The 26,354-nt window shown below is 68.6% G+C and carries 22 protein-coding genes; 10 read left to right on the top strand and 12 right to left on the bottom strand.

Annotated elements, in window-relative coordinates; all coding sequences use genetic code 11:
- Positions 1–39: 39 nt before the first annotated feature.
- Positions 40–882 (bottom strand): aldolase/citrate lyase family protein, encoded by an 843-nt coding sequence (locus ABTV10_RS21335; protein ID WP_499030157.1) that lies wholly within the window; start codon positions 880–882, stop codon positions 40–42.
- Between the two features lie 133 nt (positions 883–1,015).
- Positions 1,016–3,568, bottom strand: coding sequence for an ATP-dependent chaperone ClpB (gene clpB / locus ABTV10_RS21340; RefSeq protein ID WP_499030160.1), 2,553 nt, complete (start codon positions 3,566–3,568; stop codon positions 1,016–1,018).
- Between the two features lie 301 nt (positions 3,569–3,869).
- Between clpB and ABTV10_RS21345 the strand changes: the two genes are divergently transcribed.
- The 4 genes from ABTV10_RS21345 (at position 3,870) to ABTV10_RS21360 (ending at position 10,907) form a co-directional block, all read left to right on the top strand.
- Complete coding sequence (locus ABTV10_RS21345; RefSeq protein WP_499030162.1) at positions 3,870–5,033, top strand: FAD-binding oxidoreductase; 1,164 nt, start codon at positions 3,870–3,872, stop codon at positions 5,031–5,033.
- Between the two features lie 203 nt (positions 5,034–5,236).
- On the top strand, positions 5,237–6,454 hold the full coding sequence (locus tag ABTV10_RS21350) for an ABC transporter substrate-binding protein (RefSeq protein ID WP_499030164.1): 1,218 nt from the start codon (positions 5,237–5,239) through the stop codon (positions 6,452–6,454).
- Positions 6,455–6,613: 159 nt separating this feature from the next.
- The gene (locus ABTV10_RS21355; RefSeq protein ID WP_499030165.1) at positions 6,614–7,381 is read left to right on the top strand and encodes an FAD-binding oxidoreductase; all 768 of its coding nucleotides are present in this window, start codon (positions 6,614–6,616) and stop codon (positions 7,379–7,381) included.
- Between the two features lie 124 nt (positions 7,382–7,505).
- Positions 7,506–10,907: a protein kinase domain-containing protein gene (locus tag ABTV10_RS21360; protein WP_499030167.1), complete on the top strand. Its 3,402-nt coding sequence runs from the start codon at positions 7,506–7,508 to the stop codon at positions 10,905–10,907.
- A gap of 10 nt (positions 10,908–10,917) precedes the next feature.
- Here ABTV10_RS21360 and ABTV10_RS21365 read toward each other — a convergent pair whose 3' ends face one another.
- The 4 genes from ABTV10_RS21365 to ABTV10_RS21380 all read right to left on the bottom strand — a co-directional run bounded on the left by ABTV10_RS21365 (position 10,918) and on the right by ABTV10_RS21380 (position 15,100).
- A complete protein-coding gene (locus ABTV10_RS21365; RefSeq protein ID WP_499030169.1) occupies positions 10,918–12,495 on the bottom strand; it encodes an AMP-binding protein in 1,578 nt (525 codons plus the stop codon).
- Between the two features lie 138 nt (positions 12,496–12,633).
- Positions 12,634–13,458 carry an SDR family NAD(P)-dependent oxidoreductase gene (locus tag ABTV10_RS21370; protein WP_499030171.1) on the bottom strand — a complete coding sequence of 275 codons (825 nt, stop codon included), beginning with the start codon at positions 13,456–13,458 and terminating at the stop codon, positions 12,634–12,636.
- Positions 13,459–13,466: 8 nt separating this feature from the next.
- Entirely contained in the window at positions 13,467–14,300 is an 834-nt protein-coding gene (locus tag ABTV10_RS21375) for a mycofactocin-coupled SDR family oxidoreductase (protein ID WP_499030174.1), read from the bottom strand.
- Entirely contained in the window at positions 14,300–15,100 is an 801-nt protein-coding gene (locus tag ABTV10_RS21380) for a mycofactocin-coupled SDR family oxidoreductase (protein WP_499030176.1), read from the bottom strand. The genes ABTV10_RS21375 and ABTV10_RS21380 overlap by 1 nt, the downstream gene beginning before the upstream one ends.
- Positions 15,101–15,392: 292 nt before the next feature.
- Between ABTV10_RS21380 and ABTV10_RS21385 the strand changes: the two genes are divergently transcribed.
- From ABTV10_RS21385 to lipP1, 5 genes are all read left to right on the top strand, one after another.
- Positions 15,393–16,574: a 3-ketosteroid-9-alpha-monooxygenase, oxygenase component gene (locus tag ABTV10_RS21385; protein ID WP_499030179.1), complete on the top strand. Its 1,182-nt coding sequence runs from the start codon at positions 15,393–15,395 to the stop codon at positions 16,572–16,574.
- A 34-nt stretch (positions 16,575–16,608) separates the two neighbouring features.
- A complete protein-coding gene (locus tag ABTV10_RS21390) occupies positions 16,609–17,790 on the top strand; it encodes an acyl-CoA dehydrogenase family protein (protein WP_499030182.1) in 1,182 nt (393 codons plus the stop codon).
- A 44-nt stretch (positions 17,791–17,834) separates the two neighbouring features.
- Positions 17,835–18,767 (top strand): biphenyl-2,3-diol 1,2-dioxygenase, encoded by a 933-nt coding sequence (bphC, locus tag ABTV10_RS21395; RefSeq protein ID WP_433607323.1) that lies wholly within the window; start codon positions 17,835–17,837, stop codon positions 18,765–18,767.
- 200 nt (positions 18,768–18,967) lie between these two features.
- A complete protein-coding gene (locus tag ABTV10_RS21400) occupies positions 18,968–19,759 on the top strand; it encodes an IclR family transcriptional regulator (RefSeq protein WP_433607325.1) in 792 nt (263 codons plus the stop codon).
- A 23-nt stretch (positions 19,760–19,782) separates the two neighbouring features.
- On the top strand, positions 19,783–20,718 hold the full coding sequence (lipP1, locus tag ABTV10_RS21405) for a LipP1 family hormone-sensitive lipase (protein WP_499030186.1): 936 nt from the start codon (positions 19,783–19,785) through the stop codon (positions 20,716–20,718).
- Positions 20,719–20,747: 29 nt separating this feature from the next.
- On the opposite strand, the gene ABTV10_RS21410 is transcribed toward lipP1, so the two are convergent.
- Entirely contained in the window at positions 20,748–21,452 is a 705-nt protein-coding gene (locus tag ABTV10_RS21410; protein WP_499030188.1) for a PadR family transcriptional regulator, read from the bottom strand.
- Between the two features lie 150 nt (positions 21,453–21,602).
- On the opposite strand from ABTV10_RS21410, the gene ABTV10_RS21415 reads away from it, so the two are divergent.
- Complete coding sequence (locus tag ABTV10_RS21415; protein WP_280759874.1) at positions 21,603–21,854, top strand: hypothetical protein; 252 nt, start codon at positions 21,603–21,605, stop codon at positions 21,852–21,854.
- A gap of 122 nt (positions 21,855–21,976) precedes the next feature.
- Here the strand turns inward: ABTV10_RS21415 and ABTV10_RS21420 are convergent, their stop codons facing one another.
- From ABTV10_RS21420 to ABTV10_RS21440, 5 genes are all read right to left on the bottom strand, one after another.
- Positions 21,977–22,681, bottom strand: a complete 705-nt coding sequence (locus tag ABTV10_RS21420) for an IclR family transcriptional regulator (RefSeq protein ID WP_499030190.1) — start codon at positions 22,679–22,681, stop codon at positions 21,977–21,979.
- Complete coding sequence (locus ABTV10_RS21425; protein ID WP_499030192.1) at positions 22,678–22,821, bottom strand: hypothetical protein; 144 nt, start codon at positions 22,819–22,821, stop codon at positions 22,678–22,680. Before ABTV10_RS21425 ends, ABTV10_RS21420 begins: the two co-directional genes overlap by 4 nt.
- Positions 22,822–22,920: 99 nt before the next feature.
- Positions 22,921–23,640 carry an ABC transporter ATP-binding protein gene (locus ABTV10_RS21430; protein WP_499030194.1) on the bottom strand — a complete coding sequence of 240 codons (720 nt, stop codon included), beginning with the start codon at positions 23,638–23,640 and terminating at the stop codon, positions 22,921–22,923.
- Positions 23,640–25,463, bottom strand: coding sequence for a branched-chain amino acid ABC transporter ATP-binding protein/permease (locus ABTV10_RS21435; protein ID WP_499030197.1), 1,824 nt, complete (start codon positions 25,461–25,463; stop codon positions 23,640–23,642). Before ABTV10_RS21435 ends, ABTV10_RS21430 begins: the two co-directional genes overlap by 1 nt.
- A gap of 2 nt (positions 25,464–25,465) precedes the next feature.
- Complete coding sequence (locus ABTV10_RS21440) at positions 25,466–26,323, bottom strand: branched-chain amino acid ABC transporter permease (RefSeq protein ID WP_433607337.1); 858 nt, start codon at positions 26,321–26,323, stop codon at positions 25,466–25,468.
- Positions 26,324–26,354: the final 31 nt, after the last annotated feature.

Here is a 26,354-nt window from a genome sequence, read left to right on the forward strand (position 1 = left end):
GGCCCGGTACCGCCGCGGCGGCTCCGGGCCGATGTCGCCTCAGTACGCGGTGGCGGCCGGACCTGCGTCACCGGCCGGACGGAACCGGCTCAGGAGGTCGTCCGCGGCGCGGACCAGGAGCGAGGAGTCGACGCCGACGCCGGCGAAGGTGACGCCCTGGCGCAGCCACTGCTGGGTGGCCTCGACGTCGGTGAGCATGATCCCGGCAGGTTTCCCGGCAGCGCGGATCGCGTCGACGGCGCGGCGGAGCGCCTGCGTGACCTCCGGGTGGTCCCGCTCGTCCCGGTGGCCGAGGTCGGCGGCGAGGTCGGCGGGTCCGAGCAGGATGCCGTCGACGCCGTCCAGCGCCGCGATGGCCTCGATGTTCTCGAGCGCCTTCCGGGTCTCGACCTGCAGGATGAGACACACGTTGTCGTCGGACATTTCGACGTAGTCCGTCAGCCGTCCCCAGCGGGACGAGCGACCGAGGGCACTGCCCATCCCGCGTACGCCGCGCGGGGGATAGCGGACCGCCCGGACCAGCGCGGCCGCCTGCTCCGGGGTGTCGACCATCGGGATCATGAGGTTGCGGACCCCGATCTCGAGGTACTGCTTGATGAGCACGGTGTCGCCGTGCGGCAGCCGGACGACCGGCTGCGACAGCTCCGCGATGTCGGCGCCCAGCACCGCCCCCGCGGCGGCGATGCCCTGCAGCTGCTCGAGAACCGAGCGCAGGTCGTTCGGTCCGTGCTCGGCGTCGATGAGCAGCCAGTCGTAGCCGCTGCCGGCCAACAGTTCTGCGGTGTAGCCGTTCGCCAGAACCGACCACAGTCCTATCTGTTGCTCGCCGGCCATGAGCCGCTGCTTGAAAAGGTTGGGGGGCGTCGTCCGGGTGCTGGACATCGGATTCCTCGTTTCGGGCCGATAGGGCGGGCCAACTGAAAGGCCAGGGTACCGAAGGGAGCCCCACGCAGACGAAACGTGCCCCGCACCGGAAATCCGGTGCGGGGCACGGTGATACCACTGGCCCTGCCGCCTATCCGAGGACCAGGTGATCCCCGTCCTCGGAGACGGTCACCGGCACGGTGTCGCCGTCGCGGACAGTGCCCGCGAGCAGCAGCTTGGCCAGCTGGTCCCCGATCGCCTGCTGGATGAGGCGACGCAGCGGCCGCGCACCGTACAGCGGGTCGTAGCCGCGCACGGCGAGCCAGAACCGTGCCGAGTCCGACACCTCCAGCGTGAGGCGACGTGCCGCGAGCCGGGTCGCCAGCTGGCCCAGCTGGATGTCGACGATCGACTCGAGCTGCTCCTCCGACAGCGGATCGAAGATGACGACGTCGTCGAGCCGGTTGATGAACTCCGGCTTGAACTTCGCCCGCACCGCCGCCATCACCTGGTCCCGATCGCCGCCCGAACCGAGGTTCGAGGTGAGGATGAGGATCGTGTTCCGGAAGTCGACCGTGCGGCCCTGCCCGTCGGTGAGCCGGCCGTCGTCGAGCACCTGCAGCAGGATGTCGAACACGTCCGGGTGCGCCTTCTCGACCTCGTCGAACAGCACGACAGTGTACGGCCGGCGCCGCACCGCCTCGGTGAGCTGTCCGCCCGACTCGTAGCCGACGTAGCCCGGAGGGGCACCGACGAGCCGCGCCACCGAGTGCTTCTCGCTGTACTCGGACATGTCGATCCGCACCATCGCGCGCTCGTCGTCGAACAGGAAGTCCGCCAACCCCTTCGCGAGCTCGGTCTTGCCGACGCCGGTGGGGCCGAGGAACAGGAACGAGCCGGTGGGCCGGTTGGGGTCGGCGACGCCGGCCCGCGCACGGCGCACCGCGTCCGACACCGCCTGCACGGCTTCGGTCTGCCCGACGACCCGCTTGCCGAGTTCGGTCTCCATCCGCAGCAGCTTGGCGGTCTCACCCTCCATCATGCGGCCGGCGGGGATGCCGGTCCACGCGGCGACGACGTCGGCGACGTCGTCCGGTCCGACCTCCTCCTTGAGCATGACGGCGCCGTCGGACGCGCCGTCCGACACGGCCGCGGCGGCCTCGAGCTGCTTCTCCAGCTCGGGGATCCGGCCGTACCGCAGCTCGGCGACCTTCCCGAGGTCGCCGTCGCGTTCGGCGCGCTCCTCCTCGCCGCGCAGCGTCTCGAGCTGCTCCTTGACCTCGCGTACCGAGTCGATGGCGTTCTTCTCGTTCTGCCACCGGGCGGTGAGCTGACGCAGCTTCTCGCGGTCGTCGGCGAGTTCCTCACGCAGCTTCGCCAACCGATCCTTGGATGCGGCGTCGGTCTCCTTCTCGAGCGCCATCTCCTCGATTTCGAGGCGACGCACGGTGCGCTCCACCTCGTCGATCTCGACGGGCCGCGAGTCGATCTCCATCCGCAGGCGCGACGCGGCCTCGTCGACGAGGTCGATCGCCTTGTCCGGCAGGAAGCGCGAGGTGATGTAGCGGTCCGACAGGGCCGCGGCGGCGACGAGCGCGGAGTCGGTGATGCGCACGCCGTGGTGCACCTCGTACCGCTCCTTGAGGCCGCGGAGGATGCCGACGGTGTCCTCGACGGACGGCTCGCCGACGAGCACCTGCTGGAAGCGACGCTCGAGCGCGGCGTCCTTCTCGATGTACTGGCGGTACTCCTCGAGCGTGGTGGCGCCGACGAGCCGCAGCTCGCCGCGCGCGAGCATCGGCTTGATCATGTTGCCGGCGTCCATCGCCGACTCACCGGTCGCACCGGCACCGACGATGGTGTGCAGCTCGTCGATGAACGTGATGACCTGGCCGGCCGAGTTCTTGATGTCATCGAGCACGGCCTTGAGGCGTTCCTCGAACTCGCCGCGGTACTTCGCGCCGGCCACCATCGATCCGAGGTCGAGCGAGATGACGCTCTTGCCGCGCAGCGACTCCGGGACGTCGCCGGCGACGATGCGCTGCGCGAGTCCCTCGACGATGGCGGTCTTGCCGACGCCGGGTTCGCCGATGAGTACCGGGTTGTTCTTGGTGCGCCGGCTCAGCACCTGCACGACCCGGCGGATCTCGGTGTCGCGACCGATCACCGGGTCGAGCTTGCCCTCGCGGGCCCGTGCGGTGAGGTCGGTCGAGTACTTCTCGAGCGCCTGGTAGCTGCCCTCCGGGTCGGGGCTGGTGACGCGGGCGCTGCCGCGCACCGCGGTGAACGCGTCGCGCAGCGCCTCGGGGGTGGCGCCGTGGCCGACGAGCAGCTTGGCGACGTCGGAGTCGCCCGACGCCAAACCCACCATGACGTGCTCGGTGGAGACGTACTCGTCGTCGAGTTCGGTGGCCAGGTGCTGGGCCGCGGTGATCGCGGCGATCGCCTCGCGGCCGAGCTGCGGCTGGGTGGTGGCGCCGGTGGCACGCGGCAGCCGGTCGACCACGACCTGCGCCTCCCGCCGCACCACGGTGGGATCCACCCCGACTGCCTTGAGCAGCGGCGCGGCGATGCCGTCGGTCTGGTCCAGCAGGGCAACCAGCAGGTGGGCGGGGCGGATGTCGGGGTTGCCCGCAGCGGACGCCGACTGCAGCGCAGCCGTCAGCGCGGCCTGGGTCTTGGTGGTGGGAGAGAACGAGTCCACTGGTCACCTTCCTTGCGACGAACGAACGTAAGTATTGTGCCGCGACGGTCGGATCCGCGCGGGCGTCGTACTCCATAACGAACGAAAGGTTGAGTCTGTTCCACTCAACTTGGGCCGGCAAGTGTTATCCCCACCACCCCGAGCGATCCCGCGGGCACCGCAACGCCCGAGGTCGACGCCCCCCGGACTTGCGCACGCCGGCAACCCCTGAACAGGACGGTCGGACTTTCGGTGCACACTTGTTGGTGGCCCCGGCACGATTCGCTGGCCGGGGACTGCAGAACACGCGAGGGAGGACGTCGTGGACACGGCCGAGATCAGGCTCATCCGCTCACATTTCGCTGCCGTCACCGCGTCGGACGACCACCGCGACCGCTTCGCCCACACCTTCTACGCCCAGTTCTTCGCGCGGCTGCCCCAGTGCCGTTCGTTGTTCCCGGCCGGCATGGACAGCCAGCGCGCCAAGCTGGTCGCCGCCGTCGAGTTCATCGTGCGCGGGCTCGACGACATAGACCGGCTGCTGCCGTTCCTCGCCCAGCTCGGCCGGGACCACCGCAAGTACGGAGTCGAGCGCGACCACTACGCGGCCGCCGGAAACGCTCTGCTCGACGCGCTCCGGGACGCCGACAGCGACGGACCGTGGAGCCCGCAGGCCGACGCCGCGTGGCGGGAACTGGTCGCGCTGGTCACCACCACGATGTCCGACGCCGCCGAGGCGGACGACTACCCCGCGCTGTGGGAGGCCACGGTCGTCAGCCACGAGCGGGTGTTGCGCGATCTCGCGGTCATCCGCCTCGAGAGCGACTCGCCCATCCCGTACGCCGCGGGCCAGTACGTGAGCGTGCAGATCCCGCAGCGTCCGCAGATGTGGCGCTACCTGTCTCCCGCGATCCCGACCAACCCGTTCGGCCAGCTCGAGTTCCACGTCCGCCGGGTCTCCGGCGGATGGGTCAGCCCGGCGATGGTCAACGAGACCGCCGTCGGCGACCGCTGGCAGATCAGCTCGCCGCTCGGCGGCCTGCACGTGGACCTCGACAGCGGGAAGGACGTGTTGATGATCGCGGGCGGCACCGGTCTGGCGCCGCTGCGCGCCCAGGTGATGGACATGGCCCACCGCGGCATCAACCCGCGGGTCCACCTGTTCGTCGGCGGCGTGTACCCGTGCGACCTGTACGACATCGAGACCCTGTGGCATCTGTCGCTGAGCAATCCGTGGCTCACCGTCGTCCCGATCACCACCGAGGACGAGAACCCGTGGTGGCACCCGTATCCCGAGCTCGAACCGCCGCACGGCATGCATCAGCGACTGCTCGGGCCGATCGGCACGGTGGTGAGCCGGTTCGGGTCGTGGGCCGACCGTCAGGTGCAGATCTGCGGATCGCCGTCGATGGTGAAGACCACCGCGTACGCGCTGCAACTGGCGGGCACGCCGGTCGAGTCGATCTCCTACGATCCCCTGCGCTGACGAAAACCGACCGCTCAGCGGGAGCGGCTGTGGACTCCGGCGAACAATCCGCCTATTGCTTCGAATTTCTTTGCCGCGCAGATTCATTCACGACACGCGGGCAATCGAACGAAACCGTTGACGTAACCCGCGTCACGGCCATAGTGTCGGCGCACCCAAGCACCTGCTTGTCATCCGTCGCGTCTCCGTTGGAGGGAACTGGCATGAAGATTCGGCATTCTGCGCTCGTGACGTCACTGGCCGTGTGCGCCCTCGCCGCCGCGGGCTGTTCGGGATCGGCGTCCGGCGAGGAAGGCTCGGACAGCGGCCCGTACCGCGTACTCGTCACCGGCGCGATCAGCGGGCAGGGCTCGCTGGCAGCCAATGCCCAGACCTCGATCCTCGCGGCGAAAGCGGGCGCCGACGAGGTCAACAGGAACGGTGGAATCGGCGGTCGCCAAGTGGAACTCACGGTCGTCGACGACGGCGGCGACGCCACCAAGGCGGTCTCGAACCTGCGAGACGCGATCAACTCCGGTAAGAAGCCGGACCTGTACCTCAACTCGGGTCCGTCGACGGTCTCGGCCGCGACGCTGCCGATCCTGAAGCAGAACGACATCCTGTCGTTCAACGTCGGCCCCACCGACAACTCGTCCGACCCGGAGCAGTTCCCGCTGAACTTCGACCTGTCGCCGTCGCCGACCGAGTACGCGGTCTCCCTGTCTCGGTATGCGAAGAGCAAGGGCTACCAGCAGGTCGGCGTCATCCACGGCAGCAGCGCGTACGGCGAGGCGTTCGGCAAGGCGATGGACTCGGCCCTGTCGGCCGAGGGCGTCAGCAAGTCCGGCAGCGAGGAGTACGACGTGGCCGCGCTGGACATGACCGCCCAGCTGCAGGCGCTGAAGAACAAGGGCACGCAGGCGCTCGTCATCGACGCCTACGGTGCACCCCTGGGCTACCTGCTCGGCAGCCTCGAGCGCCTCGACTGGAACATCCCGCTGATCGGCAACACCTCCGTCTCGGGCACCGCGTTGATCGCGAAGCCGGCACCGGAGGGCGCCCTCGGCACCCGCGCCGCGTCCAACCTCGTCATGCAGGTGTTCCCGAGCACGGTCTACGATCCCGCCGACTCGGCGGTCAACACGATGGTGAACACGATGGCGTCGATGGGCTCGATCCCGTCGACGCTGATCCTGGCCGACAACTACGACCCGTTCGGCCTGATCGCCGCCGCCGCCGACAAGGTGGGGTCGACGTCGGACCCGGAGAAGCTCGCCGAGGCGCTCGAGGACCAGCAGGTGCTCGACAACGCCCAGACGGCGTTCTTGCCCCGCTACCACTACTCGGCGGAGTCGCACGCACCCAACCTCGCGGACGACGGGTATCGGTTCGTGCCGCCGAGCAAGCTGCTCAACGGCCAGTACGGCAATCCGGCCGCCTGATCGCAGGGGCGGACGACACGTCGGGCATCGCCGTACGCCCGACGGATGGCGGATCGCTCACCGCAGGGAGGTCGCGGTCGGGCGGAAGCATCCACCGACGTCACCGACTGGATCGGGGCAGTGACAGCGGCGGAACAGCCCACCGGTAACAATGACGGCATGGAGCAGCAGACCTGGACCGCGACGGTCGTCGAACACCACCGCCTACGTAGGGATCTCGCGGTGGTGCGCCTGATCGGAGAGCCAGTCCCGTTCCACCCCGGCCAGTACGTCGACGTCACCGTTCCCCGGCACCCGCGGCTGCCACGACGCCTATCGCCGGCACTGCCCCCGTCGCTCGACGGCAAGATGGAGTTCCACGTGCGGGCGGTACCCGGCGGCTGGGTGAGCGGCAGCATCGTCGCCGACACCCTGCCCGGTGACCAGTGGCGGATCTCGTCGCCGCGCGGCGCACTCGCCGTCGACGAGAACGGGCCGACGGTCGTGATGGTCGCCGGCGGAACGGGTCTGGCCCCGCTGCGTTCGATCCTCCTCGACCTCACCCGGGTGGAGAACCCGCCGCAGGTGTACCTGTTCGTGGGCGGCCGGACGGTCCAGGACCTGTACGCCGCGGACATGCTGTGGATCCTGACGCAGCAGTTGCCTTGGCTCACAACTATTCCCGTCGTCGAGGACGTCACCGACCCGGGTGCGCCCGACGAGTGGTACGAGCGGATCCGCGCCGAGATCGGGGACGATGCGCTCACCGCGTTCGACGACGACTACCTGCTCGAGGGCACGCTCGGCGACGTCGTCGCGGCCCACGGCGCGTTCGTCGACCATCAGGTGTTGGTGTGCGGGTCACCCGCCATGGTGCGCAGCACGCGAGACCGACTGGTCGCAACCGGAACTCCCGCCGAGGCGATCCGGTTCGACCCGCTCGGGTGAGCACCGATTTCGGACGGTTCGGTCTGCGACCGCCGACCTAGTATTGGATGCGCAACGCATCGTGCCAGGCACGATGCCGTCGCAGACCGGACACGGGTCAGTGGGACTACCGAGGTGATTCGGCATGGACGACGAGCCGACCCAGGCGACTGGGGATCCCCGGCCGACGCAGCGCGGTGGACCGGGCGCGATCGAGACCGAACTCGCGATGGAAGGCTTCGACGACGCGGTCGAGATCGGCCGTGGCGGGTACGGCGTCGTCTACCGGTGCACGGAGTCGTCGCTCGACCGGACGGTCGCGGTCAAGATCGCACGCACCGAAGTCGGCGGCGAGGCTCGCGAACGGTTCCTCCGTGAACAGCGCGCACTCGGGAAACTGACGGGGCACCCGCACGTCATCGAGGTGCTGCAGGTCGGGGTCACCACCACCGGACGTCCGTACATCGTGATGCCGTTCCGACGCCTGGGCTCGCTCGACACGGCGATCCGGCGGGACGGTCCGTTCCAGTGGCAGGAGGCCGTCCGCCTGGCCGTCCAGTTGACGGACGCCCTCGACACCGCACATCGGCTCGGCATCCTGCACCGCGACATCAAGCCCGCGAACATCCTGATCACCGACTACGACGCTACGGAACTGAGCGACTTCGGGATCGCGCGCGTGCCCGGCGCGTTCGAGTCCCGCGCCGGCGACGTGGCCGGGACGCCGGACTTCACCGCACCGGAGATCCTCGTCGGCGCCGCTCCCACGCCCGCCTCCGACGTCTACAGCATGGCGGGAACGATCTTCTATCTACTCACCGGCCATGCCGCCTTCCAACTGCGGCGTGGCGAGAAGCCGTCCACCCAGTTGCGACGGATCGCCACCGAGAAGATTCCTGACCTGCGACCGGCCGGGGTGCCGGACGACCTGTGTGCGGTGCTCGAGCGGGCGATGAGCGTGGATTCGGCCGACCGTCCCGCCACCGCAGCCGACCTCGCCGACCAGCTTCGCGCCGTCCAACGCGGCCACGAGCTGACCGCCGACATGCCGACACCGCGCCCGAGCGGGCCGGTTCGGCGGACGGGACCACCGCAACCGCCCACCCCGGTGACGAAGTTCCGGCCGCCGACCGCCGAACACACGTTCGTCGAGCGGGCCCGGCTGGTGCGGATGCTCGGCGACTCCCGGCCACGCCTGTTGAGCGTGATCCACGCCCCGGCCGGATTCGGCAAGACCGTGCTCGCCGCACAGTGGCGTGACGTCCTGGTGCACGACGGCGTCTCGGTGGCCTGGTTGAGCGTGGACTCCCACGACGACAACGTCTCCTGGTTCCTCGGGCATCTGATCGAGTCGGTGCGGCAGGTGCGACCCGACCTGACCGACGAACTGGGGCAGGCGATCGAGGAATTCGGGGCCGAGGCCGAGCGGTTCGTGCTGACGTCGCTCATCAACCGGGTGCACGACAGCGACGCCCGGCTGGTCGTCGTCATCGACGACTGGCATTTCGTCACCGACGCCGCGACCGTCGCCGCGTTGAACTTCCTGCTCGACAACGCCTGTCACCACCTCGGTTTCGTCGTGACGACGCGGACCCGGTCGGGTCTGCCGCTCGGATCGATGCGCGTTCGCGACGAACTGGTCGAGATCGACGAGTGCGACCTCCGCTTCGACACCGAGGAGTCGCGCAGGTTCTTGGTCGACCGGGCAGCGCTGGATCTGGACCGGCAGACGGTGCAGTCGTTGCGGGACACCACGGACGGGTGGGCGGCCGCGCTGCAGCTCGCGTCGTTGTCGCTTCGCGGCCGGGAGGATCCTGTCGACGTCATCGCCCAGCTGTCGGGCCGCAGCCGGGCCATCGGCGAGTACCTCGCCGACAACGTGGTCGGGGCGCTCGACCCGCACCTGCTCGACTTCCTGCTGTGCACGTCCGTTCCCGAACGGGTGTCGGGACCCCTCGCGTCACGGCTGGCCGACGTACCCGACGGGCAGTCGCTGCTCGAGGAGGTCGAGGAACGTGATCTGTTCCTGCGCGCCGAGGACGCCGACCGCTCGTGGTTCCGGTATCACCAACTGTTCGCCGACTATCTGCGGCGACGCCTCGAACGCGATCCGGACCGCGTCGCCGACCTGCACCGCCGCGCCTCGAGCTGGTTCCTCGACCATGCCATGTTCCGGGAGGCGGTCGACCACGCCCTCGCGGCGGGAGAGACGGAGCAGGCGACCGACCTCGTCGAGCGCCACGGCATGGGTCTGGTTGAGCACTCCCTGATGGCGACAGTTCTCGGACTGGTCGACAAGCTCCCGCCGCAGATCGCGACCACGCGGCCGCGCCTGCTGCTCACCCAAGCCTGGGCGCACGTGCTGCTGCACCACTCCCCGAAATCCGTGAGACGGCTTCTGGAACAGATCCGCTCGCTGCTGGCGCACGATTCCAGCGCGGCGGCGGCCGACCTGCTCGCCGAGACCGCGCTCGTCGACGGAGTGTGCGACCTGTTCGCGGATCACGTCTATCGACTGGCCGACTACGCGGACGCGTGCCTGACCCGTCGGGACACACTGAGCCCGTTCGTCTTGGCCGGCGCCGTGAATCTCGCGGAGTTCGCTGCCTTGTACCGCTTCGACTTCGACTCGGTCCTGCGTTGGCAGGAACATCAGTCGGTGAATTTCCCGATCTCGGAGTCCGGTCCGTTCGTCTCGATCTACGGCCACTGCTTCGCCGGTATCGCTGCCGGGGAGCAACTCGACTACGCGGCCGCCGACGACCTGTACCGGCGGGCCGGAAAGCTCGCCCGCGAACACGGAGGACGGCACTCGTATGCGGCGCGACTGGTGGGCGCACTCACCGGCGACCGCCTCTACCAGCAGGGGCATCTCGATGAGGCCGATCAGCTGTTCGACGACTGCCACCTGCTCGGCGCGGAGGGCGGCGCGGTGGACTTCATGCTGCTCACGTACGGGACCGGCGCTCGCGTCAAGGCTCTGCGGGGCGACGCACGCGGAGCCGCGGCCCGGCTGTCCGAGGGCGCCGCGATCGCCCGCGCCCTCGGGCTCTCCCGGCTCGCGGCTCGGGTCGAGAACGAGCGGGCGCGGTGCGGACTCCCCCACGAGAAGGTCGAAACGACAGCACATCTCCGCTGGCCCGAGGACGACGGAATCGCCATCATCACCGCGGATCTCCTCGAGGACACGGCCATCCGCGATCTGCTGGCGCAGGAGACGTCCGATGCACGGGACGAAGCGGTGCGGCTGGCACGGGCACGGGTCGATCGCATCGCCCGCCAGCACCGGCCGCTGCAGCACCTGCGGGCCCAGCTGCTGCACGCCGCCTGCCTGTTCTCCGCCGGGGATCAGCCGGCCGCGTTCGCGGCGCTCGAACCCCCGCTGCTGCGGTGCGCCGACCTCGGACTCCCCCGGACAGCGGTCGATGTGGCCCCGTGCATGGCGGACCTGATCGACGGCTACCTGCAGAACGTAGGCCCGGAACGACTCGACGCGCACGACGAGTTCCTACGAACCGTCGTGCGCGCCGAGACACTGTCCGGCTGACACCGTCGGGCTACACCGAGCGGGCGGCGCCCTCCCAGAACTGGGCGCGCAGGGCCTTCTTGTCGAGCTTGCCGAGCGGCGTGAGCGGCAGCGCCTCGACGAAGTCGACGGACTTGGGCGCGTGCACCGAACCCTTTGCGGCACGGACACGTTCGACGAGGTCGGCGGCGTCGACGGTCTGGCCGTCGCGCAGCACGACGCACGCCTTGACGGCCTCGCCCCACTTCTCGTCGGGCACACCGACGACCGCGACCGACGCCACCGCGGGGTGCCCGGAGATGACGTCCTCGATCTCGCGGGGGAACACGTTGAAGCCGCCGGTGACGATCATGTCCTTCTTGCGGTCGACGATGTAGAGGAAGCCGTCCGTGTCGGCGCGGGCGATGTCGCCGGTGTGCAGCCAGCCGCCGCGCAGCGCCTCGGCCGTCTCCTGCGGCTTGCGCCAGTACTCCTTCATCACGAGCGGGCCGCGGACGCAGATCTCGCCGAGTTCGCCCTGCGCCACCTCGTTCAGGTCGTCGTCGAGCAGGCGCACGTCGAGCCACGGCACCGGGCGCCCGCACGACGCGAGCCGCTCGACGTTCTCCGGGTCGTGCTCCTCCTTGCGCATGACGGTGATGGTCATGCCGCACTCGCTCTGACCGAAGTACTGGAAGAAGATCGGGCCGAGCTTGGCGATCCCCTCCTGCAGCCGCGTGGGCGACATCGCGGCCGCACCGTAGAACAGCGTCTGCAGGCTCGACACGTCGCGGGTCTTCAGGTCCGGATGGTCGAGCAGCATGTAGATCATCGTGGGCACCAGCATGGTCGAGGTGATCTTGTACTTCTCGATCGCCTCGAGGACGGCGCCAGGCTCGAAGGCCGGCAGCACCACCAGCGAGCCACCGCGCATCAGCGTCGGCACGAAGAACGCCATGCCCGCGTGTGACAGCGGAGTGCAGGCGAGGAACCGCATCTCGTCCGGGAACTGCCACTCGGCCATCTGGATCTGCGGCAGCGTCACGCCGGAGCGGAAGGTGTTGACCACGCCCTTCGGCTTGCCGGTGGTGCCGCCGGTGTAGACCATGCTCGACGGGTCGTCGCCATCGACGTCCGCGGCCACCAGACGCGCCGGGGTGAACTTCTGCGCCAGTTCGAGGATGTCGACGCCCACCTCGGACGGGCCCAGCGAGAACAGGTTCTTCAGCGTCGGCACCGCGGCCTTCAGTTCCGCGGCCCGGCCCTCGAACGCGGTCGGGTCGAAGATCAGCGTCTCGATCTCGGCGTCCCCGAGGATGTAGCTGTGGTCGTCGAGCGAGCCCATCGGGGCCAACGCGGTGTTGCGGCAGCCGAGGATCATCTGCGAGCCGACGCTGATGAGTACCTCGGGGCGGTTCTTCGACAGCATCGCGACGGTCGAGCCCTTGCCGACGCCGAGCGATTCGAGGGCCTGCCCGAAACAGCTGATCTGGTCGCGCATCTGACCGCCGGTGAGCACCACATCGCCGAGGTAGAGCGCCGGCCGGTCCGCGTTGCGTTCGAGTGCGGTGATCAGCAGGTCCGCCAGGAAACGCGGGCGGTGGAGAAGGTCGTCGAGCGCGTCGGTCATGTGTGTTCCTTCTGCGTGCGCGGGACGCGAAGGCACGCTGTGCGCGCCCGTCGCGCCGGGTCGGCCAGTGTGGTCCGGGTCACCGACACGATAACCGGATTTCCGCAGAACTGGAACCTGTTACACCCAGGCGATCGGTCAGTTCCGCCCGTCGAACAGCGTGTCCGGGCGCAGCTTCTCGCTCAGGACCCGGGCGCGTTTGGATGCGAGGCGCTCGAACGCGTCCGGGTGCGTGAGGATCCAGAAGTCGTCGCGTGCGATGCCCTCGAACAGCAGTTTCGCGGCCGTGTCGGGGGTCATGCCTTCGCGGATCTGGTCGCGCCAGAACCCGGCATCGGCGGCGGTCGCGTCGTGGACGGGGGCGTCCTCGAAGATGCGGGTAGCGACCTGGCCGGGGCTGAAGACGGACACCGCGATCTGCGGGAACACCTCGGCGCATTCGAGGTAGAGACTCTCGGTGAGCGCCTGGACGCCGTGCTTCGATGCTGCGTACGCCGTCATCCGCGGCGTGATCGCGATGCCGCCCACCGAACACGTGTTGACGATGTGCGACGGGCGCGGATCGGCGCCCATCCGCGGCACGAACGACCGGATGCCGTGGAAGACGCCCAGCAGGTTGACGTCGATCACCCGTCGCCACTCGTCGGCCGGCACCTCCCACGTGTGGCCGAGCAATTCGAGGCCGGCGTTGTTCAGCAGCACCGTCACCGCACCGAACTCGGCGTACACGGCGTCGGCGAGCGCATCCACCGCGGCCGCGTCCCGGACGTCGGTGGGCACCGCGAGCACCGACCCGCCGCCCGCGCGCAGGTCGGCGGCGACGGCGTCGATCCGCTCGGCGGAGACGTCGGCGAGCACGACGTTCATACCCAGTTCGGCGGCGCGGCGGGCCGCGCCCTCCCCGATACCGCTGCCGGCGCCGGTCACGACGGCGGTGCCGCCCGTCAGATCCTCGAATCGCACGGTGCCTCCTACTTGACGCAGTGGCCGGCGTCGACGGGCAACGTGACGCCGGTGATGTAGCGGGATTCGTCGGACGCGAGGAACAGGCTCGCGTTCGCGATGTCTTCGGGTTCGATCATCGCGACCGGCAGCAGGTGCATCGACCGGGTTCCCGTCTCGAACTGCTCCTGCGTCGGCTCCTCGACACCGGGGCAGAACGTCCGCATGGTGGACGGGTTCTGGATCATCGGGGTCCGCGTGTTCGCGGGATGGATGGTGTTCACCCGCACGCTGTGCGGCGCAAGCTCGTTGGCGAGGGACTTCATCAGCCCGACGACCCCGTGCTTGGCGGCCGTGTAGTGCCCGACGCTGACCAGCCCGCGCAGGCCGGCGATGGAACTGATCAACACGATCGAGCCGCCGCGGCCGCCGTCGACGATGTGCGGGATGCCGGCTTTGCACGTGCGCCACACACCGGTGAGGTTGACGTCGAGCATGGTCTGCCAGCGATCGGCATCCATCTCGATCGCGGGTCCCGACGAACTGATACCGGCGGTGGCACAGATGACGTCGAGACGCCCAAGCGCCTCGACGCCGGCGTCGACGGCGGCCGAGAGCGCCTGCTGGTCACGGACATCGGCCTCGAACGCGCAGATCTTGCGGCCCAGCGCCTCCACCTGGTGCACCGTCTCCGCGAGGTCCTCCGACGACGCCCCGGGCGTGGTCGAATGTTCGACGGGCGCGCACACGTCGACGGCGATGACGTCGGCGCCCTCCTGCGCGAACCGCACGGCCTGCGCCCGGCCCATGCCGCGGGCCGCGCCGGTGATCAGTGCAACCTTGCCTTCGAGACGCCCGCTCATCACGCCACCTTCTGGGTCTGGCCGGCGTCGATGACCATCTGCAGGCCTGTGACGTACCGGGATTCGTCCGATGCCAGGAACAGCACCGCATTGCTCACATCGATCGATTCCACCCACGGCACCGGCAGCAGCATCCGCTGCGAGAGCACCTCCGCGACGTCAGCCTCGGTGGGGTTCTCCAGGTCCGGCCGCAGGCGGGCGAACGTCGTCGGGTTGATCGTCATCGGCGTCGCGACGGCGCCGGGATGGATCGTGTTGACCCGGATCGACTGCTTGCCGAGCTCGTTCGCGAGGGTCTTGGCCAGTCCGGTGATCGCGTGCTTGGCCGCCGAGTAGTGCGACGCCCCGGGCACCGCCTTGATGGCGGCCGTGGAGCTGACGATGACGACCGAGCCGCCCGCCGGATTCAGTTCGGCGACACCGGCCTTGACCGTGTTCCACGTGCCGGTGATGTTCACGTCGATCGACCGGTTCCAGATGTCGTCGTCGATGGTCCACGACGGGCCGGGGTTGTCGCAGATGCCGGCGTTGGCGACGACGGTGTCGAGCGGGCCCAACTCGCGCACGCCGGCCTGCACCGCCGCGGTGAGCGCGTCGAAGTCCCGGATATCGGCGGTGCCGGTCGCCGCGCGGCGGCCCAACTCCCGCACGAGGCGGGCGGTCTCGGCCAGGTCGGCCTCCGACTGCTCCCCAGGCAGGTCGATCGCGAGGATGTCGGCGCCCTCCTCCGCGAGACGGACCGCGTGCGTGCGCCCCATGCCCTTACCCGCGCCCGTGATGAGCACAGCCTTGTCGGTCATCCGTGTCATGGTCTTCCCTCGGTCATCCGCGCCATCGTCATTGCTTTCACCGTGACGCGACGCTAGCCAGCCAGGAGACGGCGCCGGGAGTGATCTTCCCGCGTGGTGGGAGGGACGGTCGGCGGCCAGGTGTCGGGGCGGGTCCGGACGTCGCGCCCCCGCGCCGAACAGGGGCTATACCACACACTCCGGGGTGTTCCATCCAGCGGGAGAGTCCCTTCACACGCGACACGCCGCCGAGTTCTATGAGGCGCATCACAGGTCCCCCACCCCTGATGGCACGGAGGAATTCATGTCAATCGACACCGCCCACACCAACGGCTCATCGGACGACACCGACGAGATCCGCGAGATCGAGGCCGCAGCGGCACCCACTCGGTTCGCGCGCGGCTGGCACTGCATCGGACTCCTCCGGGATTTCCAGGACGGGAAGCCGCACTCCATCGAGGCCTTCGGCACCAAGCTCGTCGTGTTCGCCGACAGCAAGGGCAAGCTCAACGTCCTCGACGCGTACTGCCGGCACATGGGCGGCGACCTGAGCCAGGGCGAGGTCAAGGGTGACTCGATCGCGTGTCCGTTCCACGACTGGCGCTGGGGCGGCAACGGCAAGTGCACCGACATCCCGTACGCCCGCCGCGTGCCCCCGCTCGCGAAGACGCGCGCATGGACGACGCTCGAGAAGAACGGCCAGCTGTACGTGTGGAACGACCCGCAGGGCAACAAGCCGCCGGCGGACGTGACCATCCCGGACATCGCCGGCTACGGCTCGGACGAGTGGACGGACTGGAGCTGGAAGACCCTGCGCATCAAGGGTTCGCACTGCCGCGAGATCGTGGACAACGTCGTCGACATGGCGCACTTCTTCTACATCCACTACTCGTTCCCGCGTTACTTCAAGAACGTCTTCGAGGGTCACGTCGCGACCCAGTTCATGAAGTCCACCGGTCGCGAGGACATCATCACCGGCACCAACTACGGCGACCCCAACGCCGAGCTGCGTTCGGAGGCCTCGTACTTCGGCCCGTCGTACATGATCGACTGGCTCGAATCGGACGCCAACGGCCAGACCATCGAGACGGTCCTCATCAACTGCCACTACCCGGTCAGCAACAACGAGTTCGTGCTGCAGTACGGGGCCATCGTCAAGAAGCTGCCGGGTCTGTCGGACGAGGATGCCGAGAGCATGGCCGCCCAGTTCGCCGAGGGCGTGGAGATGGGCTTCGAGCAGGACGTCGAGATCTGGAAGAACAAGGCGCCCATCGACAACCCGCTGCTGTCCGAGGAGGACGGCCCTGTCTACCAGCTGCGCCGCTGGTACCAGCAGTTCTACGTCGACGTCGAGGACATCACCGAGGACATGACCAAGCGCTTCGAGTTCGAGATCGACACCACGCGGGCGGTCGCGAGCTGGCAGCAGGAAGTGGCCGAGAACCTCGCGAACCGGACCGAGGGCTCGGTCGAGGCCGGCTCCTGAGCCGCGAACCACACCCGACGAGAAGGAAGCAACAATGAGCTACGAAGTCCTTGGCCACATCGAGGCCGCCGCCGACGAGATCTTCGTCGAGGGCATCGAGGCCGAGCGGATCGGCAAGGTCGCCGATGCCACCGCGAAGCGGATGAAGGAGGCCGGCTCCATCCGGATGCTCCAGCCCAAGGAGCACGGCGGCCTCGAGGTCCATCCGCGCGAGTTCGCGGAGACCGTCATGCGCATGGCGTCGCTGAACCCGTCGGCCGGCTGGGTCCACGGCATCGTCGGCGTGCACCCGTGGCAGCTGGCGTTCGCCGACCCCAAGGTCCAGCAGGAGGTCTGGGGCGAGGACCAGGACACGTGGCTCGCGTCGCCGTACATGCCCGGCGGCATGTGCGTGCCGGTGGACGGTGGCTACAAGTTCTCCGGCAAGTGGTCGTTCTCGTCCGGAACCGACCACTGCGACTGGGCGTTCCTCGGCGCGATGGCGTGCAACCCGGACGGCAGCATGGAGATGCCGCCCCGCATGCTGCACGTGATCATCCCGCGCACCGACTACGAGATCATCGAGGACTCGTGGGATGTCGTCGGCCTGCGCGGCACCGGTTCCAAGGACGTCGTCGTCAAGGACGCGTTCGTGCCGGACTACCGGGTCATGGACTGCGACGAGGTCATCGACGGCACCGCCGTCCGTAAGTACGGCCGCACCGAGACCCTGTACCTGATGCCGTGGTCCAACATGTTCCCGCTCGGCATCACGTCGGCCACGATCGGCATCTGCGAGGGCGTGCTGCACCACGCCAACGAGTACCAGCGTGAGCGGATCAACCCGCAGGGCACCGCGGTCAAGGACGACCCGTACACGATGTTCGCGGTCGGCGAGGCCACCGCGAAGCTGCGTGCGGCCCGGGACTCGCTGCTGGCCAACGTCGATCGCATGTGGGATCTGGTCGACGCGGGCAAGACCCCGGCGTTCGAGCAGCGCGCCCTCGGTCGCGAGACCCAGGTCAACGCCGCCTGGCAGGCCGTCACCGCGATCGACCAGGTCTACGCCCGCTGCGGCGGCAACGCGCTGCGGATGGACAAGCCGATGCAGCGGTTCTGGCGCGACGCGCACGCCGGCCTGCACCACGCGATCCACGTCCCCGGCACCGTGTACCACGCCGCGACGCTGAGCGGCCTGGGCGTCGACCCGCAGGGCCCGCTGCGCGCAATGATCTGATCCGCCGGATCCCCGCACCTTCGAATCCACAACGGAGACAAACCATGACGAACCCCAATGTCGGTGGCTTCGGCACCGACATCCGCGCACTGGGCTATGTGAAGGTCCAGACCAACGACATCGAGCGCTGGCGCACGTTCGCGTTCGACGTGCTCGGTTTCGCGGAGGGCTCCGGCCCCGACCCTGACGCCCTGTACCTGCGCATGGACGAGCGTGCCGCCCGCATCGTCGTCGTCCCCGGTGAGACCGACGAGGTCGTCACCGTCGGCTGGGAGGTCCGCGACCACGCCGCACTGGTGCGGGTCACCGAGGCCGTCGAGCGTGCCGGCATTCCGGTCAAGCCGCTCTCGCTCGAGGAGGCGGACGCCCGCCGCGTCGAGGAGGTCGTGACCTTCCAGGATCCGGCCGGCACGACCCTCGAGGTCTTCCACGGCGCGGTCCTCGACCACAGCCCCGTCGTCACGCCCCACGGCGCCAAGTTCGTCACCGGCGCACAGGGCCTGGGCCACGTGGTGCTGCCGACGATGGACCCGAACGGCACGTTCGATTTCTACACCGAGGTGCTCGGCTTCCTGCCGCGCGGCGCCTTCCGGATCCCGGCCCCGCCGGAGTTCGGCCCGCTGCGGGTGCGCTTCCTGGGGGTCAACCAGCGCCACCACAGCCTCGCGCTGTGCCCGGCCCCGCACGGCGGTGCGCCCGGCCTGGTCCACATCATGGTCGAGGTCGACACGCTCGACGCCGTCGGCCAGGCTCTCGACCGCGTCGTGAAGGACGGCTTCTCGGTGTCCTCGACGCTGGGCCGCCACACCAACGACAAGATGGTGTCCTTCTACGTCCGCGCCCCCGGCGGCTGGGACGTCGAGTTCGGCACCGACGGGCATCTGGTCGACGAGACGTTCTACACGTCCGAGGAGATCACCGCCGACAGCTACTGGGGCCACGACTGGTCCGGCAGCGAACCGCTCGCCGCGATGTAGCGACGCACTCCACAACCGAATTCTCCGCTCCCGTCAGGGGGAACCCCGTCCTACCAGGACTGTTGGGTTCCCCCTTTCGGCATATCTCGATCTTGGTGACCTACTTCACAAACGTCGATCCGTGTGTCATTATTTCTAATCGAAATACCCACGTCAGATGGGTCTCACCGCGATGCTCGACAGAAGTGAGGGAGACATCGATGACTGCACCAGCCGCAGCAGACTCCACCCCGACCGCGATCCTCGAACGGGTTTCACTGGTTCTCGACACCTTCGACGGCCCCGGTCGTCTCACCCTCGCGCAGGTCGTCAAGCGGACGGGGCTGCCGCGGTCGTCGGCGCATCGGATGCTCGAACGCCTCGTCGAGATGCGGTGGCTGCGCCGCGACGGCCGTGACTACGAGCTCGGCACCCGCCTGATGGAACTCGGCTCGCTCGCGGTCCACCAGAACCGCCTGCACAGCGCCGCCGCCCCGATCCTGCAGGAACTGCACCGCGTCACCGGGTACGTCGTGCACCTCGGCGTCCTGGACGGAACCGACGTGCTGTACCTCGACAAGATCGGCGGCCGGCTCGCGGCCGAGTTACCGACGCGCGTCGGCAGCCGGTACCCGGCCCGCAATTCGGCGATCGGCAAGGCGCTGCTCGCGTACACGCCGAACGGCACCGACAACCTCGCCGAGTTCACCCCCGAGCTGCACAAGGTTCGTGAGATGGGCGTCGCCTACGAGGTCAGCCAGATCTCCGGCGGCATCGGTATGATCGCGGTCCCGATCGGGCCGGTCGGTGGCGTTGTGGCAGGCCTGTCCATCACCGGCCCGACCAGCCACCTGAAGTTCGATCACCGCCACGCCGCGCCGGTCCGGATGGCCGCCAACGCAATCCTGCAGTCCCTCACCGGACGCGGCAGCGGCGCCGCCCCGATCGCGCACCGCAACCGACTCCAGAGCCTGCCCACCGCGACGCCGCGCGCGCGCCTTCAGTACGCCTGAGCCCCCACACGCCGAGGAGCACCATGCAGATCGATCCCGAGGTCCAGTCGATGCTCGAGATTCTCGAAGCGGGATTCCCGCGCGTCGAGAACATGTCAGGTCCCGAGGCCCGCGCCGCGATCCGGGCCCGACTCCAGCCCGTCGCGAACCCCGAACAGGTGGCATCGGTCCGGAACCTCGAGATCGAGGGGCCCGCGGGGCCGATCCCGATCCGGGTGTACGAACCGGCGACGGACGCCACCGCCGCGCGCCCCGTGGTGGTGTTCGCGCACGGCGGCGGCTTCGTCTTCTGCGACCTCGACACACACGATGGGCTGTGCCGGGCGATGTCGAACGGCGTCGGCGCCGTGGTGGTCTCCGTCGACTACCGACTCGCGCCCGAGCACCGGGCCCCGGCCGCGCTCGAGGACGTCTACGCCGCGCTGGTGTGGGCCGACGCGAACTGCCCCGAACTGGGCGGCGACCGATCCCGCCTCGTCGTGGCGGGAGACAGCGCCGGTGGCAACCTCGCCGCGACGGTCGCGCTGGCCGCGCGGGACCGGCACGGTCCGGCGCTCGCCGCACAGGCCCTGCTCTACCCCGTCGTCGACGACGACTTCGAAACCGATTCGTACCGCACCTATTCGGAGGGCTACTACAACACCCGTGCGGCGATGCGGTGGTACTGGCGGCAGTACGCGCCGGGCGGAGCCGACAGCCCGCTCGTCTCCCCCAACCGCGCCGAGACCCTCGCCGGGCTACCTCCGGCCGTCGTCGTCACCGCGGGTTGCGATCCCCTCTGTTCCGAGGGCGACGCCTACGCGGTCCGGCTCGCGTCGGACGGGGTGCCCACCATCCACCGCAGCTACGACGGACTCTTCCACGGCTTCCTGACGATCGCGGCGCTCTCGATCACGCAGGTGGCACGAAAGCAGTTGTGGGAGGACCTCTCCGCGCTCCTCGGCACCGACGCTCGCTGACTCGACCGGTCTCGAGCGGCGTCAGGCGCTCAGTTTCGCTCGCGCCGCTCGAGGCCTTCGACGAAATCCTCGACATCACGCCAGGAACCGGCCACCTCCGGAATCGGGTTGCCCAGTTCGTCACGCTCCCGCACATGGGAAAACGTCTCGGCCGCGACGTCGATGTCGTCGAGGATCTGCCGCGCCAGGTCCATCTCCGCCTGGAAGTAACGCTCCGCCCAGATCAGGCTCATCTTCGAAAACGCCCACGCCGGTTCACGTGTCGCGTGGTCGGCGTGCAGCTTCGCGCGCTCGCGCATCGACTCCATGTTCTCGATGTGCGACTGCACGAGCTCCCTGAGCTGTTGGGGCTCGTTGAGGTGTCCCATCCACAGCCGCAGCATCAGTCCGTGCTTGAGGACGGGCTGCTCCACCGGCGCGTGCAGCGACCAGTTCCGTACCGCGCGGGTTCCGCGGCCGGTGATGCGGTACACCCGGCGACCGCGCTCCCCCGGCTCGGACACCATCTCCGACTCGACCAGTCCGACAGCCTCGAGCTTCTTGAGTTCGGCGTAGATCTGGCTGATCGACGGGCTCCAGTAGAAGAACCCGATGCTCCAGTCGGCCCACTTCTTGAGGTCGTATCCGGTGAGCCCCTCCCCGAGGGTCAGCATGCCGAGAACCGCCCAACTGGTGGCGGGGAGCGACGGGTAGCCGTTGTCGTCGGCGTCGGTGACGGGCTCGGTTCCGGACATGGCCGAAGCCTAACAGCCCAGGTAGAAGGTGGTTACAGTCCGGTAGCAGACGTCCACTCACCGGGAGGGAAGCTCCCGCTCCGTGGGAGGTCGGGGGCGCGAGCGACCGAGAGTGACTACCGTCACCAGTGGAATCAGGGAGGTCCGAAGATGGAAAGCGTGCGCTGCAACAGCTGCGGCAACCGAGTCCTCGTCGAGAAGTACAGCGAGGCCCACACCAGCATCCAGTGGCTCGACGACGCCGACAACGCGTGCCCGGAGTTCGCCGAGGCGCGGACCAAGGACGGCCGCGCGTGGGTCCCCACGTGCCACAAGCTGCAGGAGTCGATCGACGACCTGATCCTGTCCGGGCAGATCGGCCTCTCCCTGCGCAGTTACCCGGTTCCCGGCCGCCTGGAGTGAATCGCCGGCGGGTTTGCCGGGATCGCGATCGCCTGCACACACTTTCGCCGCTGCGTTCAGGCGAGGCGATCCACCGACGCCGGCCTTGGCCCGAACTCCTCGACCGAAGTCCATGATTCCGTTCAGGCGGATTCGCGGACCACATCGATGAGATCCAGCAACTGCCCGATGGCGACAGCCGCCAATCGCACCGGGGCGGCGTCCCGGTCATCGAATCTCACACGACTCAGCGGACCACTGATCGACAGCCCCATCTCGACCCCGTCGAGCGATCCGACACGGACGCCTATGCAGCCCATCCCTGACGGGCAGGTACCGAACGCGACACCGAGCCGACCGCGGGCCGTTCGCGGAGCCGTCGTCAGGAGCGCCTTGCCGATCGTCGACGACCGCGCCGGGATCCGCGTTCCGACCCGCGTCGGGAGTTCGGGCGCGGATCGGCCGCCCACTTTCTCCATGTAGACGACGTCGGATCCGTCGAGTGCCCCCAAATGCACGACATGCCCGGTGGCATGGTGAAGTTCGCGCAGAAGCGGGTCAACGGCACGGTCCAACCGATTCCGATACAGGGCCCGGACACCGACCTCGACGAGCCTGGATCCCAATTCGTACTCGGCGCCGATTCGGCTCAGCCACCCCGTTCTCACCAGGTGGTCGAGCATCCTGTGTGTGCTGGTTCTCGGAATGCCTGTGCGACGCGACAGTTCGGTCAACGTCAGCCGGGCGGTGCCGTGAAAACTGTCGAGCAGCAACGAGAGCCGGTCGAGCGTCGACGCGGGGAGATCCTTGACGCCATTGCCTGCACGGTCTCCGACCGAACGTGTCATCCGTCCTCCAGCGATGCCTTCACGATGGGCCACTCCCACGCCACCTTCGCCGACGCGGTCATCGCGTCGAGGTCCGGCACCCCGCGGTGGTCGCCGCCGTAGAACCGTTCGGCGCCGAAGACGTCCAGTCCGATCCCCACGTTTCCCTCTTCTCTTCCTGTCCACAAAGCACTGAACGGGAGTTCACGGCACGGGTTCGCGAATGAAGTGTGCCGTGAACTCCCGTTCAGGGTTGCCGGTCAGACGCGACCGAAGTACGCGTCCTCGAGCACTGCTATGTCGTCGATCTCCGATGCCGGTGAGTCCATGACGACCTTGCCGATGTCGAGGACGGTGACGTGGTCGGCGACGCTCATCGCCGCCTCGACGGCCTGCTCGACGAGGAGGACGGCCAGGCCGGTCTCCTTGAGCAACTGCACCCGCTCCATCACCTCGTTGACGATGACCGGCGCCAGGCCGCCGGACGGTTCGTCGAGCAGCAGCAGCGTCGGGTTCGACATCAGCGCCGCGCCGATCGCCAGCATCTGCTGCTGGCCACCGGACATCGAGCCCGCCAACAGGTTCCGCTTCTCGCGGAGGATCGGGAACATCTCGTAGATGCGCTCGACGTCCGGCTCGAGCGCGCTGCGCCGCATCTTCCGGGTGTAACCGCCGAGCAGCAGGTTCTGCTCGATGGTCTGCTTGTGGAAGACGCGCTTGCCCTCCTGCACGTACGCCATCCCGCGACGCACCCGCTGGTGGGCGGCGACACCGGAGATGTCCTGGCCGTCCATCTCGATGGTGCCGCCGTGGACCTTGTTCAGGCCGGAGATCGCGCGCAGCGTGCTGGTCTTGCCGGCGCCGTTGCGGCCCAGCAGCGCCGTGACCTGGCCCGGGTAGACGTCGAACGAGACGTCCCACACCACCCGCAGGTCGCCGTAACCGGACTGCAGATTCTTCACGCTCAGAACCGGTTCCATCACTCCACCTTCTCCAGCTCGGCCGCCGTACCACTGTCGGGATCGACTCCGAGGTACTCGCTCAGTACCCGCGGGTGGTGCTCGATCTCCTCCGGTGGACCGGACGCGATGACCTGTCCCTGTGCCAGCACCACGATGGTGTCGGCGAGCGAGAGGACCAGACGGAAATTGTGCTCCACCAACAGGACCGTGGCCCCGGCGTCGCGCAGCGCCCGGATCAGGACCGACAGCCGGACGAGTTCGTCCTCGTCCATACCGGAGGCGATCTCGTCGAGCAGCAGCACCCGCGGCTCGGCGATCACCGCGCGGGCGACCTCGAGCATGCGCCGCATGCCCAGCGGCAGCGACGTCGCGACCTCGTTACGCAGGTGCGACATCCCGACCAGCTCGAGCACCCGCTCGGCCTCGGCGATGTCCGCCTTCGCGACCCTACGGAAGCCCGGCAGCCGCAGCACCGCCGAGAGCATCGAGGCACGGTCGGTCATGTACCGACCCGACGCGACCGCTTCGAGCACGGTGACGTTGTCGGGGATGTTCGGCGTCTGGAACGTGCGGGCCACGCCCTCCCGCGCCACCCGATGCGACGAAAACGTCTGGACCTCGGTGTCGCCGATGACGATGCGTCCCGCGTCCGCGGTGTAGAAGCCGCAGATCATGTTCAGCATCGTCGTCTTGCCGGAACCGTTGGGTCCGATCAGCGCGGTGACCTTGCCCGCCTCGGCACGCAGCGTCGCCGTCTTCAGGGCCTGGTTGCCGCCGAACGCCTTCGAGATGCCGTCGACCTCGAGCGCGGAGCCGGCGATCGGCGCCACGACGGGCACCTCCCCCGGATCGCGTGGTGCCGGCCGCGGCGCCACCCCGATGCCCGCCTTGCGGTCCAGCTTGGTCGCCAGGTTGCGGAACACCTTCGTCAGACCGCCGGAGAGCAGGACGCCGCCGAGGATGAGGAAGCCGCCGTAGAACAGCAGCGAGTACTCCTGGAACGCGGTGGACTGGTTCGGGCCGAACTGCATGATGGCCGCACCGATCACCGCACCGTAGACGCTCGCCGAACCGCCGAGGATCGACGCCGCCAGCACCGCGGTCGCGAACGTGAACCCGAACGCCTCCGGGGAGATGAACAGGTCGGTGTTCGCGAACAGCGCGCCGGCGAGGCCGGCGGGCAGTGCACCGATCGCGTAGCCCAGCAGTTTCATCCGGAACACCGACACGCCCTGGGACTGCGCGAGCACCGGCGACTGCTTGAGCGTGCGGAACGCGATGCCGTGACGGGAGACCACCAGGTTACGCATCACCACGAACCACAGGATCGTGACCGCGACGACGACGTAGTAGAAGTCCTTGTCGATGTCCTGTCCGAACAGTGTCGGCGGCTCCATGCCGGACAGTCCGTTCCGGCCGCCGGTCTTGCCACCGAAGATGGCGAGGATGTCGGGCACCAACAGGATCAGGAAGAACGACGTCATGGCCAGCGACCAACTGCCCAGCCGCAGACCGGGAATGCCGGTGACGATGCCGACCACGAGCGCAACCGCGCCCGCCGCGACCAACTGCAGCAGGATCTCGGTATGCCCGGCCTGCGACATCAGGCCGGCGGTGTAGGCACCGGCCGCATACATCGCGGCCTGGCCCAGCGCGAGTTCACCCGCGTAGCCGAGACTGAGGTTCAGACCACTGACGACGAGCGCCAGGATGCACGCGAGTTGGAGTTGGCGCGTGTTGGCCGCGTCCAGGCCGAGCATCGGCGCGACGAAGACCGCGGCGCCGAACACGAGCGCGAAGATCCAGCTGGGGATCGCGCGGAGAGTTCGCCAGAGCTGCATGGCTACACCACCCGTTCCTTGACCGTGCCGAACAGTCCGGCCGGCTTGACCATCAAGATGACGATCAGCACCACGAACACCGCGATGTTGCTGTACTGACTACCGGCCCACAGCGCGGTGAACGATTCGACCAGGCCGACGGTGAGACCGCCGATCAGCGCGCCCGGCAGCGAACCGAAGCCGCCGATGGCCAGCGCCACGAAGCCCTTGAGGGCCAGCGCGGCACCGAGCGTCGCGACCGCGAACGTCTTGGGGCCGACGAACAGTCCGAGGACGCCGGCGAGCGCACCGGAGAACGCGAACGCGCCCATCGCGATTCGACGCACGTTCACGCCGCGCAGCATCGCGGCCTCGCGGTCCTCCGAGACACCCATGAGCGCGAGACCGGTCATGGTGCGCTTGCTGAGCTGACCCAGCCCGATCACGAGCACGATCGACAGCACCAGCAGCGCGATCTCCACCGGATACGTCCGGCCACCGAGCAACGTGATCGGATCGTTGGATCCGAAGAACGGCACCGTGAGCGGCTCACTGCCCCAGATCAGCTGGGTCGCACCGTTGAGCAGCGTCGCCGCACCCAAGGTCGTGACCAGTTGGTTCTGGTGGTCGGCGACCGGTCTGATCGCCACCAGTTCCTCGACCGCAGCGAGGATCATCACCGTCACCGTCGCCATGACGGCGACCACGAGCACCGGGAGCTTCAACGTCACCAGGCCCGTGTACGCGACGAACGTTCCGACCATCATCAACTGCGCCTGCGCGAAGTTGAACGTGTTCGACGAGACGAACACGATGTTGTACCCGATGGCCACGAGCACATACACAGCGCCGAGGGCAAGCCCCGACCACAGAATGGTCATCGCGGGTCCCTCCTCCGAGTCCGGGGAACGA

The sequence above is a fragment of the Paraburkholderia sp. RHO2 genome (assembly GCF_050955445.1).
In the GTDB taxonomy this organism is placed as follows: Bacteria; Actinomycetota; Actinomycetes; order Mycobacteriales; family Mycobacteriaceae; genus Prescottella; species Prescottella agglutinans_A.

Bases quoted from the DNA above. Each gene is read 5' to 3' on its own strand.
- ABTV10_RS21435 (WP_499030197.1), bottom strand. From the start codon at position 25,463: ATGCAGCTCTGGCGAACTCTCCGCGCGATCCCCAGCTGGATCTTCGCG.
- ABTV10_RS21365 (WP_499030169.1), bottom strand. From the start codon at position 12,495: ATGACCGACGCGCTCGACGACCTTCTCCACCGCCCGCGTTTCCTGGCG.
- ABTV10_RS21400 (WP_433607325.1), top strand. From the start codon at position 18,968: ATGACTGCACCAGCCGCAGCAGACTCCACCCCGACCGCGATCCTCGAA.
- bphC (WP_433607323.1), top strand. From the start codon at position 17,835: ATGACGAACCCCAATGTCGGTGGCTTCGGCACCGACATCCGCGCACTG.
- ABTV10_RS21410 (WP_499030188.1), bottom strand. From the start codon at position 21,452: ATGTCCGGAACCGAGCCCGTCACCGACGCCGACGACAACGGCTACCCG.
- ABTV10_RS21350 (WP_499030164.1), top strand. From the start codon at position 5,237: ATGAAGATTCGGCATTCTGCGCTCGTGACGTCACTGGCCGTGTGCGCC.
- ABTV10_RS21430 (WP_499030194.1), bottom strand. From the start codon at position 23,640: ATGGAACCGGTTCTGAGCGTGAAGAATCTGCAGTCCGGTTACGGCGAC.
- ABTV10_RS21385 (WP_499030179.1), top strand. From the start codon at position 15,393: ATGTCAATCGACACCGCCCACACCAACGGCTCATCGGACGACACCGAC.
- ABTV10_RS21390 (WP_499030182.1), top strand. From the start codon at position 16,609: ATGAGCTACGAAGTCCTTGGCCACATCGAGGCCGCCGCCGACGAGATC.
- lipP1 (WP_499030186.1), top strand. From the start codon at position 19,783: ATGCAGATCGATCCCGAGGTCCAGTCGATGCTCGAGATTCTCGAAGCG.
- ABTV10_RS21440 (WP_433607337.1), bottom strand. From the start codon at position 26,323: ATGACCATTCTGTGGTCGGGGCTTGCCCTCGGCGCTGTGTATGTGCTC.
- ABTV10_RS21355 (WP_499030165.1), top strand. From the start codon at position 6,614: ATGGAGCAGCAGACCTGGACCGCGACGGTCGTCGAACACCACCGCCTA.
- ABTV10_RS21335 (WP_499030157.1), bottom strand. From the start codon at position 882: ATGTCCAGCACCCGGACGACGCCCCCCAACCTTTTCAAGCAGCGGCTC.
- ABTV10_RS21360 (WP_499030167.1), top strand. From the start codon at position 7,506: ATGGACGACGAGCCGACCCAGGCGACTGGGGATCCCCGGCCGACGCAG.
- ABTV10_RS21420 (WP_499030190.1), bottom strand. From the start codon at position 22,681: ATGACACGTTCGGTCGGAGACCGTGCAGGCAATGGCGTCAAGGATCTC.
- ABTV10_RS21380 (WP_499030176.1), bottom strand. From the start codon at position 15,100: ATGACCGACAAGGCTGTGCTCATCACGGGCGCGGGTAAGGGCATGGGG.
- ABTV10_RS21375 (WP_499030174.1), bottom strand. From the start codon at position 14,300: ATGAGCGGGCGTCTCGAAGGCAAGGTTGCACTGATCACCGGCGCGGCC.
- ABTV10_RS21415 (WP_280759874.1), top strand. From the start codon at position 21,603: ATGGAAAGCGTGCGCTGCAACAGCTGCGGCAACCGAGTCCTCGTCGAG.